The sequence below is a fragment of the Mesorhizobium sp. 113-1-2 genome, assembly GCF_016756475.1.
GTDB classification, from domain to species: domain Bacteria; phylum Pseudomonadota; class Alphaproteobacteria; order Rhizobiales; family Rhizobiaceae; genus Mesorhizobium; species Mesorhizobium loti_C.
In genome coordinates, this window is the sequence record NZ_AP023242.1 from 7,238,423 (window position 1) to 7,254,694 (window position 16,272).

Sequence of the window (16,272 nt, forward strand, 5' to 3'; positions counted from 1 at the left end):
TCCGGAGTTTGCGTGGCATGCCGCGCGGCCTTCTCGCATCGCTCGTCGTGCTGACATTGGCGGCGTGGGCGCTCACCCTCTACCAGACCTTCAGCATGGATATGCCCATGGGCATTGCGGTGCGCGGCGGGATGGAGGGTATGGAGGGCATGGCCGGCATGGCGATGGCCGGAATTGCCGCCGACGGCTGGTCACTTGCCGGCGCCACCGCCTTTCTCGCTGTGTGGACCGTGATGATGGCGGCCATGATGCTGCCAGCTGCGGCGCCCATGATCTTTATGTTCGCGGCGGCGCAGGCGAGGCGCGAACAGCACGTGGCCATCCCGACATGGATCTTCGTCGTGGGCTATATGCTCGTCTGGGCGGCGGCGGGCCTCATCGTGTATGTCCTGGTCCAGATCGGCAGCGAGTTTGCAACGAGCCTCGATCCACCCCAGCGGTCGAAATGGGCACCGCTCGCGCTGGGTGCCACGCTTGGCGTCGCCGGGCTCTACCAATTCACGACCTTCAAGCACATTTGCCTCAGCCATTGCCGTTCGCCGCTTGCTTTCGTTGCGCAGCACTGGCGCGACGGGCGTGTTGGCGCACTCAAGATGGGGCTGCGCCACGGCTTCTATTGCTTTGGCTGCTGCTGGGCGCTGTTTGCCGTGCTGGTCGCGACCGGCGTCATGAGCGTCGCCTGGATGCTGCTTTTGACCCTGGTCGTCTTCGTCGAGAAGCTGCGGCCCCGTGGCCGCCGCTTCGAAGGTAGTTTGGGCGTGGCGCTAGTGGCCCTCGGGATCGTTGTATCGCTCGGGGCGATCGATATGCCTTGGATGGGCGGCTAGCGGACTTGCTTCCATTCCTGCCAAACCGCGTCCAGCAATCGCATGGCGTGCGCGACCGTCACCGCCGAGCTCCCTCGCAGTCGACCTCAAAGCCCGCATACTGATAATGTTGCGACCGGATCAACGCATCGTCGGCCAACCGCATTTGATAGTCTCGGCTGGCTATTTGCGGTGGAAGAAGTGGATATCGGCCGACTGTGATCGACTGTTCGCCAGCGGCAACGGCGCGGCGCTCGCCAAGCGCAATCTCGTGCTGTAGGACGGCGACAGCACCCGGCAACATCTTCAGGGCTGCCCGGTAGTCAGGGCCGAGCCCTTTTCGCAATTCGGCCTTCCCGATATACGGCCGTAGCTCTTTGGGAACGACAAGCCGTGCAAAATAGCGGCCGTCCCGATTTAGGAGATTTCGAACTCGGCCGGTCATAAGTCCATCCGATCTGTTACGGCATTTGTAACGTCAGAATGGACAGAAACCGTTGCATGTCAACGACTTCAATAATTTCAATGGGATAGGATGGTGCTGCGAGAGAGGATTGAACTCTCGACCTCTCCCTTACCAAGGGAGTGCTCTACCACTGAGCTACCGCAGCCGCTGATGGCGGGGCTTCTGCCATATCGAACCGGCAAGCGCAAGGCCAAGAACAACGCTTCTGTGAAAGCCTTTGCCGGATAGCTTTCAATGACATGGCGGCGCCACAATGTTGGCTATCCCTGAACGGCAGGTTTGGCCGGTCGCCGGCCGGGACGGGACGATGAGCGACAAGACGATATCACCGAAAAAGGGCGGCACCGACCGCAAGGACCGGCTCGCCGAGCAGTTGCGCGCCAATCTGCAGAAACGCAAGGCGCAATCGCGCTCGCGCCGTACAGGGGAAGCCGACCAGAGGCCAGACGGGCTCGGTTCGGCCAAGGAAATACAGAAAGATTAACTCAAATCAGCCACTCTTGGCCCGGATGCTCGGAAATCCTATTTCTTGAACCAAGCCGGCCGATGGTCTAGACGGGCCGATACTCAAACGATTGAACCGGTCTTTTTGGCCGAGAGGGACGTTTTCCAATGGATCGCATCAGAATTGTCGGCGGCAACAAGCTTGCCGGAAGCATTCCGATCTCGGGCGCGAAAAACGCCGCTTTGCCGCTGATGATCGCCTCGCTCTTGACCGACGACACGCTGACGCTGGAAAATGTGCCGCATCTGGCCGATGTCGAACAGCTGATCCGCATCCTCGGCAATCACGGCGTCGATTACTCGGTCAATGGCCGCCGCGAGAAGCAGAATGAGGGCTATTCGCGCACCATCAACTTCTCCGCCCGCAACATCGTCGACACGACGGCGCCTTACGAGCTCGTCTCGAAGATGCGGGCCTCATTCTGGGTGATCGGGCCGCTGCTGGCCCGCATGGGCGAGGCCAAGGTGTCGCTGCCCGGCGGCTGCGCCATCGGCACGCGCCCGGTCGACCTGTTCCTCGAAGGCCTGCAGGCGCTCGGCGCCGATCTCGACGTCGACACCGGCTATGTCATCGCCAAGACCAAGAATGGCCGCCTGGTCGGCAACCGCTATGTGTTCCCCAAGGTCTCGGTCGGCGCCACCCATGTGCTGATGATGGCGGCCTCGCTGGCCAAGGGCGAGACGGTGCTGGAAAACGCCGCCTGCGAGCCCGAAATCGTCAATCTCGCTGAATGCCTCAACGCCATGGGCGCCAGGATTTCCGGTGCCGGCACCCCGACCATCACCATCGATGGCGTCGAATCGCTGTCGGGTGCGCGCGTGCGCGTCATCCCCGACCGCATCGAGACGGGCACCTATGCGATGGCCGTCGCCATGACCGGCGGCGACGTCGTGCTCGAGGGCGCCCGCCCCGAATTATTGCAGACCGCGCTCGACGTGATTTCGCAGACAGGTGCCGAGATCACCCAGACCAATTCCGGCATCCGCGTTAAGCGCAACGGCGCAGGCATTTCGCCGGTCGACGTGACGACCGCGCCCTTCCCGGCCTTCCCGACCGATCTGCAGGCGCAGTTCATGGGCCTGATGACCATGGCCAAGGGCAAGTCGCGCATCACCGAGACGATCTTCGAGAACCGCTTCATGCACGTCCAGGAACTGGCCCGGCTCGGCGCCCACATCACGCTTTCGGGCCAGACGGCGATTGTCGACGGCGTGGCGAAGCTGAAAGGCGCGCCGGTCATGGCAACCGATCTGCGCGCTTCCGTCTCGCTGGTCATCGCCGGCCTCGCGGCCGAAGGCGAGACCACCGTCAACCGGGTCTACCACCTCGATCGCGGCTTCGAGCGGCTGGAAGAAAAGCTGTCCAATTGCGGTGCGGTGATCGAGCGGATTTCGGCTTAGGCCAATCGGCACGATTCCAGGCGTCCTGCAACGCCGAATATCGGCGAAATCCTCGGTCAAGGAGTCCTTCTCCCCGTCACCATACGGGGAGAAGTACCCGACAGGGCGACGAGGGGCAGCGCAAACCGAAGATATTGGCGCGGTTGCACCGATCGCCAAGACCGCCTAACAGAGGGCTGAAACCAACCTTAGGTGCAAATTCCGCATGGCCCTCAAGCTTATCGCGCTCGACGACCAGGACCTGAGCATCGTTTCGGCCCATGTCCAGGACGCCGTCTTGAAAGTCAGCGACCTCGAATACCTGCCTGCGGCCAAGCGTTTCGTGCTGACCATGAACCGTTTCGTCTGGGAGGCGAAGTCGGGCCTGTTTCGCCAGCACAATGAGCGGCGGCAGGCCGTGCTGCATTTCGACCGGGTGCTGGGCGCCAAAACCAATGGCATCGCCCGTAACAAGCCGGCCGAGGTGCTGTCCCTGCTGGCGATCAGCTTCATCGAAATCAGCAAGCCAGCCGGCATCGTCGAACTGATCTTTTCGGGCGGCGGCACCATCATGCTCGATGTCGAGTGCATCGAGGCCCGCCTTGCCGATATAGGCGGCGCGTGGGAAGCCACGTCACGCCCCGTCCACAAGGCTTGAGCGTCCCATGGCCATCACGCTTCGCCAATCCGATGCCGATTTCGAGCAGCGTTTCGCGGCCTTCCTGACGACCAAGCGGGAAGTGTCCACCGATGTCGACGCCGTGGTGCGCGACATTATCGCGCGCGTCCGCGCCGAGGGCGACAGGGCATTGATCGACTACACGCAGAAATTCGGCGGCGGCGACCTCAGCACGCTGGGCATCGCCGTCTCCAGGGACGACATTGCCAGAGCCTATACCGAGGCCGATCCACCGACAGTCGAAGCGTTGCATTTCGCGCGCGACCGTATCCGCTCGCATCACGAGCGGCAGAAGCCCAGGGACGATCGTTACACGGATGCCGCCGGCGTCGAACTCGGCTGGCGCTGGACAGCGATCGAGGCGGTCGGGCTCTACGTGCCGGGCGGCACGGCGAGCTATCCGAGCTCGGTGCTGATGAACGCCGTGCCGGCCAAGGTCGCCGGCGTTGAGCGCATCGTCATCGTGGTGCCAGCGCCGCAAGGCATTATCAATCCGCTGGTGCTGGTGGCAGCCGATATCGCCGGTGTCTCGGAGATCTACCGCGTCGGCGGCGCGCAGGCGATCGCAGCACTTGCTTACGGCACGGAGACCATAAAGCCGGTCGCCAAGATCGTCGGCCCCGGCAATGCCTATGTCGCGGCGGCCAAGCGCCAGGTCTTCGGCACCGTCGGCATCGACATGATCGCCGGCCCTTCGGAAGTGCTTGTCGTGGCCGACGGCAGCAATGATCCGGACTGGATCGCCGCCGATCTTTTGGCGCAGGCCGAGCATGACGTCTCGTCACAGTCGATCCTGATCACCGACGATCCAGCCTTCGGCAAAGCAGTCGAAGCCGCCGTCGAGCGCCAGTTGCAGAGCCTGCCGCGCGCCGAGACGGCTGCCGCAAGCTGGCGCGATTTCGGCGCGGTGATCCTGGTGCCGGCAATCGAAAAGTCGCTGCCGCTGGTCGACCGCATCGCGGCCGAACATGTCGAGCTGGCTATCGACGACGCCGAGGGCTTCCTGGCGAAAATGCGCAATGCCGGCGCCGTCTTTCTCGGCCGGCATACGCCGGAAGTCATCGGCGACTATGTCGGCGGCTCCAACCATGTGCTGCCGACCGCGCGCTCGGCGCGCTTCTCTTCGGGCCTGTCGGTGCTCGATTTCGTCAAGCGCACTTCGATCCTGAAGCTCGGGCCGGAGCAATTGCGCGTGCTGGCGCCGGCAGCGATCACGCTCGCCAAGGCGGAAGGGCTCGACGCGCATGGCCGCTCCGTCGCTATCCGGCTGAACATGTAGGCTGAGATGACGGGCTCCGATCAAACCCGCGCAAAGCTGATCGATGTCGAACTCGATGAATCGATCGGCCGTTCGACGCCCGATGTCGAGCATGAGCGGGCGGTGGCAATCTTCGACCTGATCGAGGAGAACAGTTTTCAGCCCGTCAACGACGCCGGCACGGGTCCTTACCGGCTGAAACTGTCGCTGGCCGAGCAGCGCCTGGTCTTCGCCGTGGCGCGCGAGGACGGCGCCGCAGTGGTCACCCACATCCTGTCGCTGACGCCGCTCAGGCGCATCGTCAAGGATTACTACATGATCTGCGAGAGCTATTACGATGCTATCCGCTCCTCGACACCGAGCCATATCGAGGCGATCGACATGGGCCGGCGCGGTTTGCACAATGAAGGTTCGCAGACGCTGATGGACCGGCTTTCCGGCAAGATCGACATCGACTTCGACACGGCGCGCCGGCTGTTCACGCTGGTCTGCGTGCTGCACTGGCGGGGCTAGCCCTGGCACCCGGCGCCCTGCCCCGCTCGATCCTGTTCCTGTGCGGCATGAACGCCGTGCGCTCGCCGATGGCCGAGCAACTGGCGCGCCGGATGCTGCCCGCCACCATATTCGTCGCCTCTGCCGGTGTGCGCGCCGGCGAACGCGACCCGTTCGTCGATGCCGTGCTGGCCGAAGACGGTCTCACGCTGGGCGAACGTCATCCCAGGACGCTGGACGACCTCGAGGATGACTATTTCGACCTGATCGTCACGCTGGCGCCGGAGGCGCACCATGCCGCGCTGGAACTCACCCGCTCGCTCGCCGTCGAGGTCGAATACTGGCCGACACAGGACCCGACCAATGCTGGCGGCACGCGCGAGCAGATCATGGCGGCCTACCGCGACGTGCGCGAGCGGCTGAAGTTGCGCATAAGCCGACGTTTTTTGCTTCCAGAAGCAAAAAACGCGACGGATTAAGCGTGTTCACAAGCGGACGATTATCATATAGGTTCCGCCGAAATTCCAGCCGGGGCGCTGGAACTGCCATCCAAGCAAAGGTATCGAATGCCGAAGGAAGAAGTCCTCGAGTTTCCGGGTGTCGTGACGGAATTGTTGCCCAACGCGATGTTCCGGGTGAAGCTCGAAAACGAACACGAGATCATCGCCCATACGGCCGGCCGCATGCGCAAGAACCGCATCCGCGTGCTGACCGGCGACAAGGTTCTGGTCGAGATGACGCCATACGACCTGACCAAGGGCCGCATCACCTACCGCTTCAAGTAAGATCAAGGCTCGGCCGAAACGCGATGAGCATTTTGCAGAAGCTGGTGCTTGCCTCGGGTTCGCCGCGCCGCATCGAACTGTTGCAGCAGGCCGGCATCGAGCCGGACCGTATCCTGCCAGCCGATATCGACGAAACGCCGCTGCGTGCCGAGCATCCGCGCTCGCTGGCCAAACGACTGTCGAAGGAAAAGGCCGAGAAGGCGTTCACGTCGCTAAAGACCGAGACGGATTATGCGCCTAGCTTCGTGCTGGCCGCCGACACGGTGGTGGCGGTCGGCCGACGCATCCTGCCCAAGGCCGAAACGCTGGACGATGCCGCCAACTGCCTCGGGCTGTTGTCCGGCCGTTCGCACCGCGTCTATTCCGGCATCTGCCTGATCACGCCGGGCGGCAAGCTGCGCCAGCGGCTGGTCGAGACGCGGGTACGTTTCAAGCGGCTGCCGCGCGAAGAGATCGACGCCTATGTCGCCTCGGGCGAATGGCGCGGCAAGGCCGGCGGCTATGCCGTCCAGGGCCTCGCCGGCTCTTTCGTCGTCAAGCTCGTCGGCTCCTACACCAACATCGTCGGCCTGCCGCTCTATGAGACGGTGGCGCTGCTGTCGGGCGAAGGCTTCAAGACCCATCAGAGCTGGCTGTCCGCACGGCCATGAATTCCGACTCCAAAGTCACGCCGCTGCGCCCCAAACGCCCGTGCCCCGAATGCGGCAAGCCGTCGGCGCGCGACAGCTTTCCGTTCTGCTCGACACGCTGCAAGGACATCGACCTCAACCGCTGGCTGAAGGGCGCCTATGTCATCAAGGCCCGCGACGACGAGGAAGAACCCGACGCCGACGAGCCCAAGTAAGACTGAGATCGCCCGTCAGGCGGCCTCGGTCTTCCGGCTCACGCGCGCCCAGGCTGGCAGCCAGTCGCCGTGAGCGGCCAGGAGATCATCGACCAATGACCAGATCTGGTCGAGGTCGAGCTCGGCCGCCGTGTGCGGATCCATCATCGCCGCATGGTAGATGTGCTCGCGGTTCTCGCTCATCAGCGCCCGCACCGTCAGTTCCTGGACATTGATGTTGGTGCGGATCAGCGCCGTCAATTGCGGCGGCAGGTCGCCTATATAGGTCGGCTGGATGCCGGAGGCGTCGACAAGGCACGGCACCTCGGCGGCGCAGTCGCGGGGCAGCGAGGTGATGCAGCCATTGTTGCGGACATTGCCATAGATCACCGACGGCTCGCCCGTCCAAACCGAGTTCATGATCGAGGAGGCATACTCCCTGGACTCCTCAACCTCGATGCGCTGGGCCGAGCGATAGGCCTGCGCCTGATCCTTCCAACGCTCGATCTGCTCGATGCAGCGCTTGGGGTATTCGTCGAGCGGAATGCCATATTTCTCGATCAGATCGGGGCGGCCCTCCTTGATGAAATAGGGCGTGTATTCGGCGAAATGCTCCGAGCTTTCGGTGACGAAATAGCCGAGTCTGGTCAGCATCTCGTAGCGCACCTTGTTGGGGCAGCGCGGATTCCAGCCCGGCTTGGGCGCGCGGCCTTCGCGATAGGCGCGCACGAGATCCGGATAGAGGTCGCGGTAGGAGCCGTCAGGCTGGCGGTGCTCGAATTTCAGGTAGAAGGCCATGTGGTTGATGCCGGCCGACCGGTAGCGGATCTCGTCATAAGGCAGGGAGAGGTCGTGAGCGAGTTCCATCGCCGTGCCCTGCACCGAGTGACAGAGCCCGACCTGCTTGATTTCGGGGTATTTGTCCGAAATCGCCCAGGTGTTGATCGCCATCGGATTGACGTATTGCAGCATGATCGCTTCGGGGCAGACGGCGAGCATGTCCTCGCAGATCTTCCACAGATGCGGCACGGTCCTCAGGCCGCGCATGATGCCGCCGACGCCGAGCGTGTCGGCGATCGTCTGGCGCAGGCCGTATTTCTTCGGCACTTCGAAATCGGTGACGGTGCAGGGCTCATAGCCGCCGATCTGGAAGGCGACGACGACGAAATCGGCCCCGGCAAGTGCCTTGCGCTGGTCGGAATAGGTCTCGGCCTTTGCCTTCACGCCGAGCGTCGCGATCAGCTTGTTGACGACGATGGCGCTCTCTTCCAGCCGCTGCGGATTGATGTCCATGAGCGCGATCGTCGCGCCCGAGAGTGCTGGCCGCTGCAGCACGTCGCCGACGATGTTCTTCATGAACACCGTCGAGCCGGCGCCGATGAACGTGATCCTGGGATTTCTTGCCACTTTAAACCTCCGGCACTTTGCTACGCCACGTCGAATGCGGCCCTGACGAGCCGTTCGGTGTAGGCGGTCTTGGGATTATTGAGAACTTCGTCGACAGGGCCTTGCTCGACGATCTTACCGTTCTGCATGACGATGACGCGGTGGCACAGCGCGCGCACCACCTTGAGATCGTGCGAGATGAAGAGGTAGCTCAACCCACGCTCATCCTGCAGCTTGCGCAGCAGATCGATGATCTGCGCCTGCACGGACAGGTCCAGCGCCGATGTCGGCTCGTCGAGCAGGATGAATTCGGGCTCCAACGCGATGGCGCGGGCGATGGCGACGCGTTGCCGCTGGCCACCGGAGAATTCGTGGGGAAAGCGCGACAGGATATCGCCGGGCATGCCGGCGCTGACCAGCGCCTCGCGCACCCGGTCGACCCGCTCGGCCCGCGTCGCGCCGATGCTGTTGACGATCAGCCCTTCCTCGATGATCTGGCCGATCGTCATGCGCGGGTTGAGCGAGGAGAACGGATCCTGGAAGACGATCTGCATACGCGAGCGAAACGGCCGCATCTCGTTGCGTGACAGGCCGTGGATCGGCTGGCCGTCGAAGCGGATTTCGCCGCGCTTGGCGTCGGTCAATCTCAGCAGCGCCTGGCCGAAAGTGGTCTTGCCGGAGCCGGATTCGCCGACCAGCCCCAGCGTCTCGTGGCGGCAAAGCTTGAGGCCGAGATCGTCGACGGCGACCAGTTCGCGCCAGTCCGGCTTCAGGAAACTGCCGTGGCGCAGCATGAAGCAGACGCGCACATCATTCGCCTCGAGGATGGCGCCGCTGCCCTCAGGAAGCGGTTGCGGCCGCCCGCGCGGCTCGGAGGCGAGCAGCCGCTGCGTGTAGGGATGCTGCGGGTTTGCAAACAGCCGCTCGGTGACGTTGTGCTCGCACATCGCGCCATGCTGCATGACATAGACATAGTCGGAGAATTTGCGCACCACGGTGAGATCGTGGGTGATCAGAATCACCGCCATCCGCAGCTCTTTCTGCAGGTTTCGGATCAGGTTGAGGATCTGCGCCTGAACGGTGACGTCGAGCGCGGTGGTCGGCTCGTCGGCGATCAAAACGTCGGGATTGTTGGCCAGCGCCATGGCGATCATCACGCGCTGGCGCTGACCGCCCGAGAGCTGGTGCGGGTACTGTTTGAGCCGCGCTTCCGGCTCGGGAATCTGCACATGCCGCAGCAGTTCAAGCGCCCGTGCCCAGGCTTGCCTGCGACCCACCTTGCGATGCACCCGGATCGCCTCGACGATCTGGCTGCCGACTGTATAGATCGGGTTGAGCGAGCTCATCGGTTCCTGGAAGATCATCGAGATGCGGTTGCCACGCAATTTGCGCCGCTCGCTCTCCGGGAATTGCAGGATGTTCTGGCCGTCGTAACAGATGCTCGATTTCGGCGACACGGTGGCCCGCCTCGACAGCAGCCCCATGACGGCGCGTGCCGTCACCGACTTGCCGGAACCGGATTCGCCGACGATGGCGATCGTTTCGCCGCGATAGAGCTGGAACGAGATGTCCTTGACCGCTTCGACAACGCCGTGCTCGACCTTGAAGGCGACCTCAATGTTGCGGGCGTCGATGATGGGCTGGTCCTGGCGCCCGTCATGGTCATGACGAACGATGGGTGCGAAGGACTCGGCGAGCACGACGGTCATCCCAGCCACCTCAATACGGATCGACGGCATCGCGCAGGCCGTCGCCCAGCGCGTTGAAAGCAAAGACGGTGGCGAGCACGAAACCGACCGGCGACAGGATCCAGGGATAGGTGCCGATGACGGAATAGGTTGCGGTGTCCTGCAGCATCAGGCCCCAAGAGATCAGCGGTGGCTTGACCGCGAAGCCGAGGAAGCCGAGGAAGCATTCGAGCAGCACCACGGTCGGAATCGCCAAGGTGACCGCGACAATCACGTGGCTCATCACATTGGGCAAGATGTGCTGCAGGATGATGCGCCGGTCGGTGGCGCCGACCGCCATGGCGGCACGCACATATTCGATGCGCGCCAGCGCCAGCGTCTTGCCGCGCACCTCGCGCGACATCTGCGCCCAGCCCAGCGCCGACATGACGATGATGACGAAGGCGAGGAAGACATTGGTCGGCGCGGTGACGGGGATCAGCGTCGTCAGCGCCAGATACAGCGGCAGCTGCGGGAAGGCGAGCACCAGTTCGACGAAGCGCTGCGTCCAGATATCGAACCGACCGCCGAAATAGCCCGAAACCATGCCGACGGTGGTGCCGATGACGGTGATGATGAAGACCACCGTCAGCGCGATCATCAGCGAGACCCGTGAGCCATGTATGGCGCGCGACAGCACATCACGGCCGAACTTGTCGGTGCCGAGGAAATGCACCGGCTGGCCGTCCGTTGAGGCGAAGAAATGCCGGTCCGCCGGGATCAGCCCGAAGAGCTTGTAGGGTGCACCCTCGACAAAGAAGCCAAGCAGCCTTGGATGGTCATAGTCGGGGCCGACGACGGGCTGGAAGGTGACCGGATCGAGGTCGGCCGAATCGGCCAGCGCATAGACCCGCGGCCGCATGACGAAATTGCCGTCCTTGTCGTGGAAGGAAGGCAGTTGCGGCGGCGCGAAGCCGACATCGGTCGCCTTTGGATCCATCGGCGCCAGGAACTCGGCGAAGACGGCCATCACCAGCAGCAGCACAACCAGCCAAAGCCCGGCCATGCCGGTCCAGGAGCGCTTCAGCCGGCGCCAGACGAGCGCGATATAGCTCTCATTGCCGCGCGCCGGTCTGGCGACGATGGGTCCTTCGGCCGGCAGCGGCGGGGGCGATGGATCGCGGGCCAGCATCTAGCTCTCTCCGTATTGGCGGATGCGCGGGTCGAGGAGGACGAGCAGCATGTCGGCGATGATGTTGCCGACGATCAGCGTCGCCGCCAGCACCATCATGAAGGTGGCGGTGACATAGACATCGCCGACCGCCATCGAGCCGACAACCGCCGGGCCGACGGTCGGCAGCGCGAAGATGATCGCCGTCTCGATCTCGCCGGTGAGCATGTAGGGCAACACCACGCCCTGATACATGACGAGCGGATGCAGCGCATTGGGCACGGCGTGGCGCATGACGACGGCGCTGCCGGTCAGGCCCTTGGCTCTCGCGGTCTCGACATATTGCGCGTTGAGCGTGTCCAGCAGATTGCCGCGCATGACGCGCATATTGTAGGCGAGGCCGCCGAAAGTGGCGATCGCCACCACCGGCCAGACATGCTTGACGAGGTCGACGAACTTCGCCCACGACCATGGCGCGCCGCCATATTGCGGCGAGAAGAACGAGCCGATCTCCGACACGTTGAACTGGAAGACCAGCAGGTAGACGATGATCAGCGCCATCAGGAAGCGCGGCACCGTCATGCCGAGGAAGGAGATGGCCGACAGTGTCGAGTCGATCCAGGAGTATTGCCTTGTCGCCGCCCATATGCCGAAGGTGATGCCCAGCACCGAGGCGAGCAGATGGCAGACCAGCGCCAGGAGCAGCGTGCGTGGCAGCCGTTCGCCGACGACATCGGCCACCGGCTTGTTGTAGTAGAGGCTGTAGCCGAAATCGCCTCGGGTGATGATGCCGCCGATCCAGTTGAGATACTGAACGGGCAACGGCTTATCGAGGCCGTGTTCGACACGGTAGGCCTGTGCCTGCGCATCGGCCTCGGCGAAGGAAGCGCCGCCCTGGTTGATCAGCTGCGAGCGGATGTAGTCGGCATAATCGCCAGGCGGCGCCTGGATGATGGCGAAGGTGACGAGGCTCAGTATGGCGAGGACCGGAATTGCCGACGCTATGCGCATAGCCAAGAATCGCAACATGGTCGGTCTGCTTCCTCGTTTTCGCCGGACGCTCCCGTTGAGGGCCGTTCGGAGGGTTGGTTCACCCGGCCGCGCCAGCAGCGCGGCCGGGTCTCTCTTGGTCAGGGGAGGTAAACTTACATCGGACCTTTGTCTCCAGGCTTGCCGGGGAGCTCTTGCGGGAACAACTCGTATTTGGCCTGCTTGTCGGCCGCGACGAAGACGCGTTCGCGGACGATCGAATCCTCGGCCCAGTTGAACATGAAGATCGGCGTGCCCTGCGGAATGTTCGAGAAGCGCTTGTTGACGATCAGCGCGCCGGGATATTCCGTCAGGCCGACATTGTAGACATGTTCGGTCGAGATCTTCTGGAACTCCCTCATCAGACTGGCGCGCTTGTCATTGTCCTCTGACGCGACGAACTTGTTGACGATGTCGACAAGGTCTTTTTCGAAAGGCATCAGGTCGACTTCGCCGCTTTCCGGCGCGCGGTGGTTCCAGCTGGTCTTCGGACCGACGGGCGCGAGCTGCTCCGTGTTCTGCACGACCGAGGTCAGTTCCTGGTCGTTGCGCCGGATCAGCCAGTCGAAACGCCCGGAATATTGCGAGGCATCGCGCTGGGTGCCGTTGAGGCCGTTCAGTACGACCCGCAGCCCAAGCTTTTCCATTTGCGCGACGACGCCTTCGGCGAGGCTCTTGTCGGTGCCGTAGTCGTTGTTGACCAGCATGACGATCTCGACGTTCTTGCCGCCCGCGGTGCCGGCCGGGAAGTTCACGAAACCGTCGCCGTCCGTATCTTTCAGGCCGGCCTTGGCGAGTTCGGCCTTGGCGCCCGCGAGGTCGAAGGGATAGTAGACGGTCGACTTGCGGTCATAGAAGCTGGTGCCCGAGGAGAAGCCGCCGGGATAGATGGCGGTGAACGGTCCCTTGACGAGGGAGTCGCCCAGCGCCTTGCGGTCGAGCGCCATGGTGACGGCCTTGCGGAAATCCTCATTGCGGTTCAGCTCACGGACCGCCTGGCTTCGCTCGTCCGGGTTGCCCCAGCCATTGGCGGAATAGTTCAGGCGCAGATTGTAGCCGATGAGCCGGGGACCGAAGGCGAGCCGTGCCGGCGCATTGGCCTCCGCCGCGCGCTTCAGCGAAGCGACGAAGTTTTCCGGCTGCTCGAGGTTGGAGAAGTCGCCCGAGCCGGCAACCGCCTGGACGTCTCGGTCGGCCCAGGTCGACAGCTTGTACTGCAGCTCGTTGAGGTAAGGCAGCTGGTTGCCCTTCTCGTCGACCTTCCAGTAGTAGGGGTTGCGGCGCATGACGATGATGTCGTCCGGCCGGTATTCGACCGGCACCCAGGCGCCCATGACCGGCATGTTCATATATTCCGGCGGGAAAGCGTTCTTGAACTGGTCGTAGGTGTTCTTCGAGTATTTCGGATGCTGCGGCTTCAATATGTGCGCGGGGCCGGGGCAGAAGGTACCGTAGGCCATGGCGTAGAGGTACTGTTTCGGGAAGGCATCCTTGAACGTCCACTCGACGGTGTAGTCGTCGATCTTCTTCAGCGTCGTGCCGACGCCGAAGGTTTCCGGGGTCGCGCCATTGAGCGGCGAGACGTTCGGGTCGACCACCTCGTCATCCCAGTAGAACATGACATCGTCGGCGTTGAAGGCCACGCCATCGGACCATTTGGCGCCTTCGATGAGATGCATGGTCAGCTTGTGGCCGTCCTTCGACCACTCCCAGCTCTTGGCGAGGTTCGGCAGCGGCTCGGTATCCTTGGCCTCGACCTGGAACAGCGGCGCGGTGCGCGTCAGGCATTCGGAGAGGCCGATATCGATGCCGCCCCAGCCTTGCGTCTGGCCGGCGCCGTAGTTCCAGCCTTCCGGCCGCCCGCCGATGACATGGCGCATCGTATCGCCATAGACACCGATGCCGTCGGGCATGTTGGCCGTCTTGAAGACCAGCGGCTCCTTCGGCAGCCTGTCCTTCACCGGCGGCAGCTTGCCGGTCTTGACGTATTTTTCGGTCACCCAATCCGGCTCGTGATATTCGGGCAACGCCTTGAACTCCAGAATGGAGTCGCGCGCCACGTATTTGATCTTGCCCTCGGCCGGAAAGGTCGCCGGCACCGGCGGGACTGTCGGCTCTGATGCGAAAGCGTTGAGTGCCGGAACGGAGACGCTCAGCGCCAGTCCGGCGGCAATGCCAATGCTGCGTAGATTCCTCATTATCTATCTCCTCCCTCGTGTTCAGACGTTTGCTGCTGCGCGTCTTCTGCCTGGACGGCTGACTGCGGCGGACCTGCCTCCCAAGGTCCGTCGCTGCGCCCGAGATTTCAGCCGGCCTGTTTGAGCGCGGCTTTTTCGGCGCGCAATTCCTCGATCGAGCGCACGTTTCGCCGTGCGGCGCCGGCCCATTCGCGGGTCTTCACCTGCGATTTCGATAGCCGTTCCTTGGCGGCCGGAACCGCATGCGCATATTGTGTCAACCAGGCGGCCTGGGCGACGACCATCTCGTCGACCATCTGCCAGACCTCCTCCGGCGTCGACACCGCACCGACCAGCGGGTCGTGCAGCACAGCCAGTTTCAAGAGATCGATGTCGCCCGATATCGCGGCATGGACCGACATGCGCTGGACATTGATCGAGGCCATGCAGGTCGCCGCGCAGGCTTCGGGCAGTGTGATGCCTGCGGCCATGTTGATGCCGAAACGGTCGACGAAGCCGGGCGATTCGATGATGGCGTCCTGCGGCAAATTGGTGATCACGCCATTGTTCTTGACGTTGAAATGGCCGCGATAGACACGGTTGGTCTCCAGCGCCTCCAATATATGGCTGGCATGCTCGTTGGAGCGCTTCGTGGGATCGAGCGGCTTCGACGCCGCTTCGAGGAATTGCGGATACTCCGTCTCGAACCAGTTGCGGGTTTCGGTGGAGTAGCGGAGATAGCCGCCGGTCTCGCCGTGAATCCAATCCGACATGTCGATCCAGCGCGTGATCTCATCGGGCCGCTTGCGGTACCAGGGCAGGTATTCGGAGAGATGCCCGTTGCTTTCGGTCGAATAGACGCCAAAGCGCTTCAAGACATCGATTCGGAGCTTTTCCTGCTGCGAATAAACCGGATGCGCCTCGAAGGCGGCAACCAGCTCGTCCTTGCCGACCTTGCGGCCGTTCAGCCGCAGATCGATGAACCAGGTCTGGTGATTGATGCCCGAACAGACATAGTCGAGCTCCTTGGGCGATTTCGCGCCCAGCACCGCGGCGATCTGCTCGGCGCCATGCTGGACGCCGTGGCAGAGGCCGACCGTGTCGACCTTGCCATATTCGATCGCCGCCCAGGTGTTCATCGCCATCGGGTTGGCATAGTTGAGGAATTTGGCGCCCGTCGCGGCGACCTCGCGTATGTCCTTGCAGAAGTCGAGGATCACCGGAATGTTGCGCTGGCCATAGAGGATGCCGCCGGCGCAGATCGTGTCGCCGACACACTGGTCGATGCCATATTTCAGCGGGATGCGGATATCGTCGGCATAGGCTTCGAGACCACCGACCCGCACGCAGCTGATGACATAGCGTGCGCCTTCCAGCGCCTTGCGGCGATCCGTTGTCGCCGTCACTTTTGTTGGCAATCCGTTCGCCTCGACGATCCTGTCAAGTATCGCCTTGATCATCCCGAGATTGTGCTCGCTGAGGTCGGTCAGCGCGAATTCGACATCCCTGAATTCGGGCACGCACAGTATGTCGGTGAACAGTTTCTTGGTGAATCCGACGCTGCCGGCGCCGATGATAGCGATTTTGAAACTCATCAGCCGCACCTCATCCTATTCCAATGACAGGTCGGGAATGACAGGGGTGGGTTG

Annotated in this window: 17 protein-coding genes and 1 tRNA gene; 10 read left to right on the forward strand and 8 right to left on the reverse strand. The window is 63.0% G+C overall.

What is annotated here, in order from left to right:
- Positions 1-17: 17 nt before the first annotated feature.
- The gene (locus JN279_RS34845; protein ID WP_244734296.1) at positions 18-827 is read left to right on the forward strand and encodes a DUF2182 domain-containing protein; all 810 of its coding nucleotides are present in this window, start codon (positions 18-20) and stop codon (positions 825-827) included.
- 58 nt (positions 828-885) lie between these two features.
- Here JN279_RS34845 and JN279_RS34850 read toward each other — a convergent pair whose 3' ends face one another.
- Entirely contained in the window at positions 886-1,251 is a 366-nt protein-coding gene (locus JN279_RS34850) for a DUF6538 domain-containing protein (protein WP_202351455.1), read from the reverse strand.
- 91 nt (positions 1,252-1,342) lie between these two features.
- A tRNA-Thr gene (locus JN279_RS34855) sits at positions 1,343-1,417 on the reverse strand.
- Positions 1,418-1,579: 162 nt separating this feature from the next.
- Between JN279_RS34855 and JN279_RS34860 the strand changes: the two genes are divergently transcribed.
- From JN279_RS34860 to yacG, 9 genes are all read left to right on the forward strand, one after another.
- Positions 1,580-1,756, forward strand: a complete 177-nt coding sequence (locus tag JN279_RS34860; protein WP_096458598.1) for a hypothetical protein — start codon at positions 1,580-1,582, stop codon at positions 1,754-1,756.
- A 128-nt stretch (positions 1,757-1,884) separates the two neighbouring features.
- Positions 1,885-3,177, forward strand: coding sequence for a UDP-N-acetylglucosamine 1-carboxyvinyltransferase (murA, locus tag JN279_RS34865; protein ID WP_010914066.1), 1,293 nt, complete (start codon positions 1,885-1,887; stop codon positions 3,175-3,177).
- A 205-nt stretch (positions 3,178-3,382) separates the two neighbouring features.
- Positions 3,383-3,814: a DUF2948 family protein gene (locus JN279_RS34870; protein ID WP_095198254.1), complete on the forward strand. Its 432-nt coding sequence runs from the start codon at positions 3,383-3,385 to the stop codon at positions 3,812-3,814.
- Positions 3,815-3,821: 7 nt separating this feature from the next.
- On the forward strand, positions 3,822-5,114 hold the full coding sequence (gene hisD, locus JN279_RS34875) for a histidinol dehydrogenase (protein ID WP_096454024.1): 1,293 nt from the start codon (positions 3,822-3,824) through the stop codon (positions 5,112-5,114).
- A 6-nt stretch (positions 5,115-5,120) separates the two neighbouring features.
- Positions 5,121-5,606: a UPF0262 family protein gene (locus JN279_RS34880; protein WP_096454022.1), complete on the forward strand. Its 486-nt coding sequence runs from the start codon at positions 5,121-5,123 to the stop codon at positions 5,604-5,606.
- On the forward strand, positions 5,594-6,064 hold the full coding sequence (locus tag JN279_RS34885; RefSeq protein ID WP_096454020.1) for an arsenate-mycothiol transferase ArsC: 471 nt from the start codon (positions 5,594-5,596) through the stop codon (positions 6,062-6,064). Before JN279_RS34880 ends, JN279_RS34885 begins: the two co-directional genes overlap by 13 nt.
- A gap of 87 nt (positions 6,065-6,151) precedes the next feature.
- Positions 6,152-6,370 (forward strand): translation initiation factor IF-1, encoded by a 219-nt coding sequence (gene infA / locus JN279_RS34890; protein WP_006200926.1) that lies wholly within the window; start codon positions 6,152-6,154, stop codon positions 6,368-6,370.
- A gap of 23 nt (positions 6,371-6,393) precedes the next feature.
- Positions 6,394-7,020 carry a Maf-like protein gene (locus JN279_RS34895; RefSeq protein WP_096454018.1) on the forward strand — a complete coding sequence of 209 codons (627 nt, stop codon included), beginning with the start codon at positions 6,394-6,396 and terminating at the stop codon, positions 7,018-7,020.
- Positions 7,017-7,214: a DNA gyrase inhibitor YacG gene (gene yacG, locus JN279_RS34900; protein ID WP_095198259.1), complete on the forward strand. Its 198-nt coding sequence runs from the start codon at positions 7,017-7,019 to the stop codon at positions 7,212-7,214. Before JN279_RS34895 ends, yacG begins: the two co-directional genes overlap by 4 nt.
- 15 nt (positions 7,215-7,229) lie before the next feature.
- Here yacG and melA (JN279_RS34905) read toward each other — a convergent pair whose 3' ends face one another.
- The 6 genes from melA (JN279_RS34905) to melA (JN279_RS34930) all read right to left on the reverse strand — a co-directional run bounded on the left by melA (JN279_RS34905) (position 7,230) and on the right by melA (JN279_RS34930) (position 16,218).
- Positions 7,230-8,600 carry an alpha-glucosidase/alpha-galactosidase gene (gene melA / locus JN279_RS34905; protein ID WP_096454016.1) on the reverse strand — a complete coding sequence of 457 codons (1,371 nt, stop codon included), beginning with the start codon at positions 8,598-8,600 and terminating at the stop codon, positions 7,230-7,232.
- Positions 8,601-8,620: 20 nt separating this feature from the next.
- Positions 8,621-10,288 (reverse strand): ABC transporter ATP-binding protein, encoded by a 1,668-nt coding sequence (locus tag JN279_RS34910; RefSeq protein WP_096454014.1) that lies wholly within the window; start codon positions 10,286-10,288, stop codon positions 8,621-8,623.
- 10 nt (positions 10,289-10,298) lie between these two features.
- A complete protein-coding gene (locus tag JN279_RS34915) occupies positions 10,299-11,438 on the reverse strand; it encodes an ABC transporter permease (protein WP_096454012.1) in 1,140 nt (379 codons plus the stop codon).
- Positions 11,439-12,446, reverse strand: a complete 1,008-nt coding sequence (locus JN279_RS34920; RefSeq protein WP_096454010.1) for an ABC transporter permease — start codon at positions 12,444-12,446, stop codon at positions 11,439-11,441.
- Positions 12,447-12,562: 116 nt separating this feature from the next.
- Positions 12,563-14,644, reverse strand: a complete 2,082-nt coding sequence (locus JN279_RS34925) for an ABC transporter substrate-binding protein (protein ID WP_096454008.1) — start codon at positions 14,642-14,644, stop codon at positions 12,563-12,565.
- A 107-nt stretch (positions 14,645-14,751) separates the two neighbouring features.
- Entirely contained in the window at positions 14,752-16,218 is a 1,467-nt protein-coding gene (gene melA / locus JN279_RS34930; RefSeq protein WP_096454006.1) for an alpha-glucosidase/alpha-galactosidase, read from the reverse strand.
- Positions 16,219-16,272: the final 54 nt, after the last annotated feature.

Excerpts from the sequence above, each read along its gene's own strand:
- JN279_RS34845 (WP_244734296.1), top strand. The coding sequence starts at position 18 with ATGCCGCGCGGCCTTCTCGCATCGCTCGTCGTGCTGACATTGGCGGCG.
- JN279_RS34850 (WP_202351455.1), bottom strand. The coding sequence starts at position 1,251 with ATGACCGGCCGAGTTCGAAATCTCCTAAATCGGGACGGCCGCTATTTT.
- JN279_RS34860 (WP_096458598.1), top strand. The coding sequence starts at position 1,580 with ATGAGCGACAAGACGATATCACCGAAAAAGGGCGGCACCGACCGCAAG.
- murA (WP_010914066.1), top strand. The coding sequence starts at position 1,885 with ATGGATCGCATCAGAATTGTCGGCGGCAACAAGCTTGCCGGAAGCATT.
- JN279_RS34870 (WP_095198254.1), top strand. The coding sequence starts at position 3,383 with ATGGCCCTCAAGCTTATCGCGCTCGACGACCAGGACCTGAGCATCGTT.
- hisD (WP_096454024.1), top strand. The coding sequence starts at position 3,822 with ATGGCCATCACGCTTCGCCAATCCGATGCCGATTTCGAGCAGCGTTTC.
- JN279_RS34880 (WP_096454022.1), top strand. The coding sequence starts at position 5,121 with ATGACGGGCTCCGATCAAACCCGCGCAAAGCTGATCGATGTCGAACTC.
- infA (WP_006200926.1), top strand. The coding sequence starts at position 6,152 with ATGCCGAAGGAAGAAGTCCTCGAGTTTCCGGGTGTCGTGACGGAATTG.
- JN279_RS34895 (WP_096454018.1), top strand. The coding sequence starts at position 6,394 with ATGAGCATTTTGCAGAAGCTGGTGCTTGCCTCGGGTTCGCCGCGCCGC.
- yacG (WP_095198259.1), top strand. The coding sequence starts at position 7,017 with ATGAATTCCGACTCCAAAGTCACGCCGCTGCGCCCCAAACGCCCGTGC.
- JN279_RS34910 (WP_096454014.1), bottom strand. The coding sequence starts at position 10,288 with ATGACCGTCGTGCTCGCCGAGTCCTTCGCACCCATCGTTCGTCATGAC.
- JN279_RS34915 (WP_096454012.1), bottom strand. The coding sequence starts at position 11,438 with ATGCTGGCCCGCGATCCATCGCCCCCGCCGCTGCCGGCCGAAGGACCC.
- JN279_RS34920 (WP_096454010.1), bottom strand. The coding sequence starts at position 12,446 with ATGTTGCGATTCTTGGCTATGCGCATAGCGTCGGCAATTCCGGTCCTC.
- JN279_RS34925 (WP_096454008.1), bottom strand. The coding sequence starts at position 14,644 with ATGAGGAATCTACGCAGCATTGGCATTGCCGCCGGACTGGCGCTGAGC.
- melA (WP_096454006.1), bottom strand. The coding sequence starts at position 16,218 with ATGAGTTTCAAAATCGCTATCATCGGCGCCGGCAGCGTCGGATTCACC.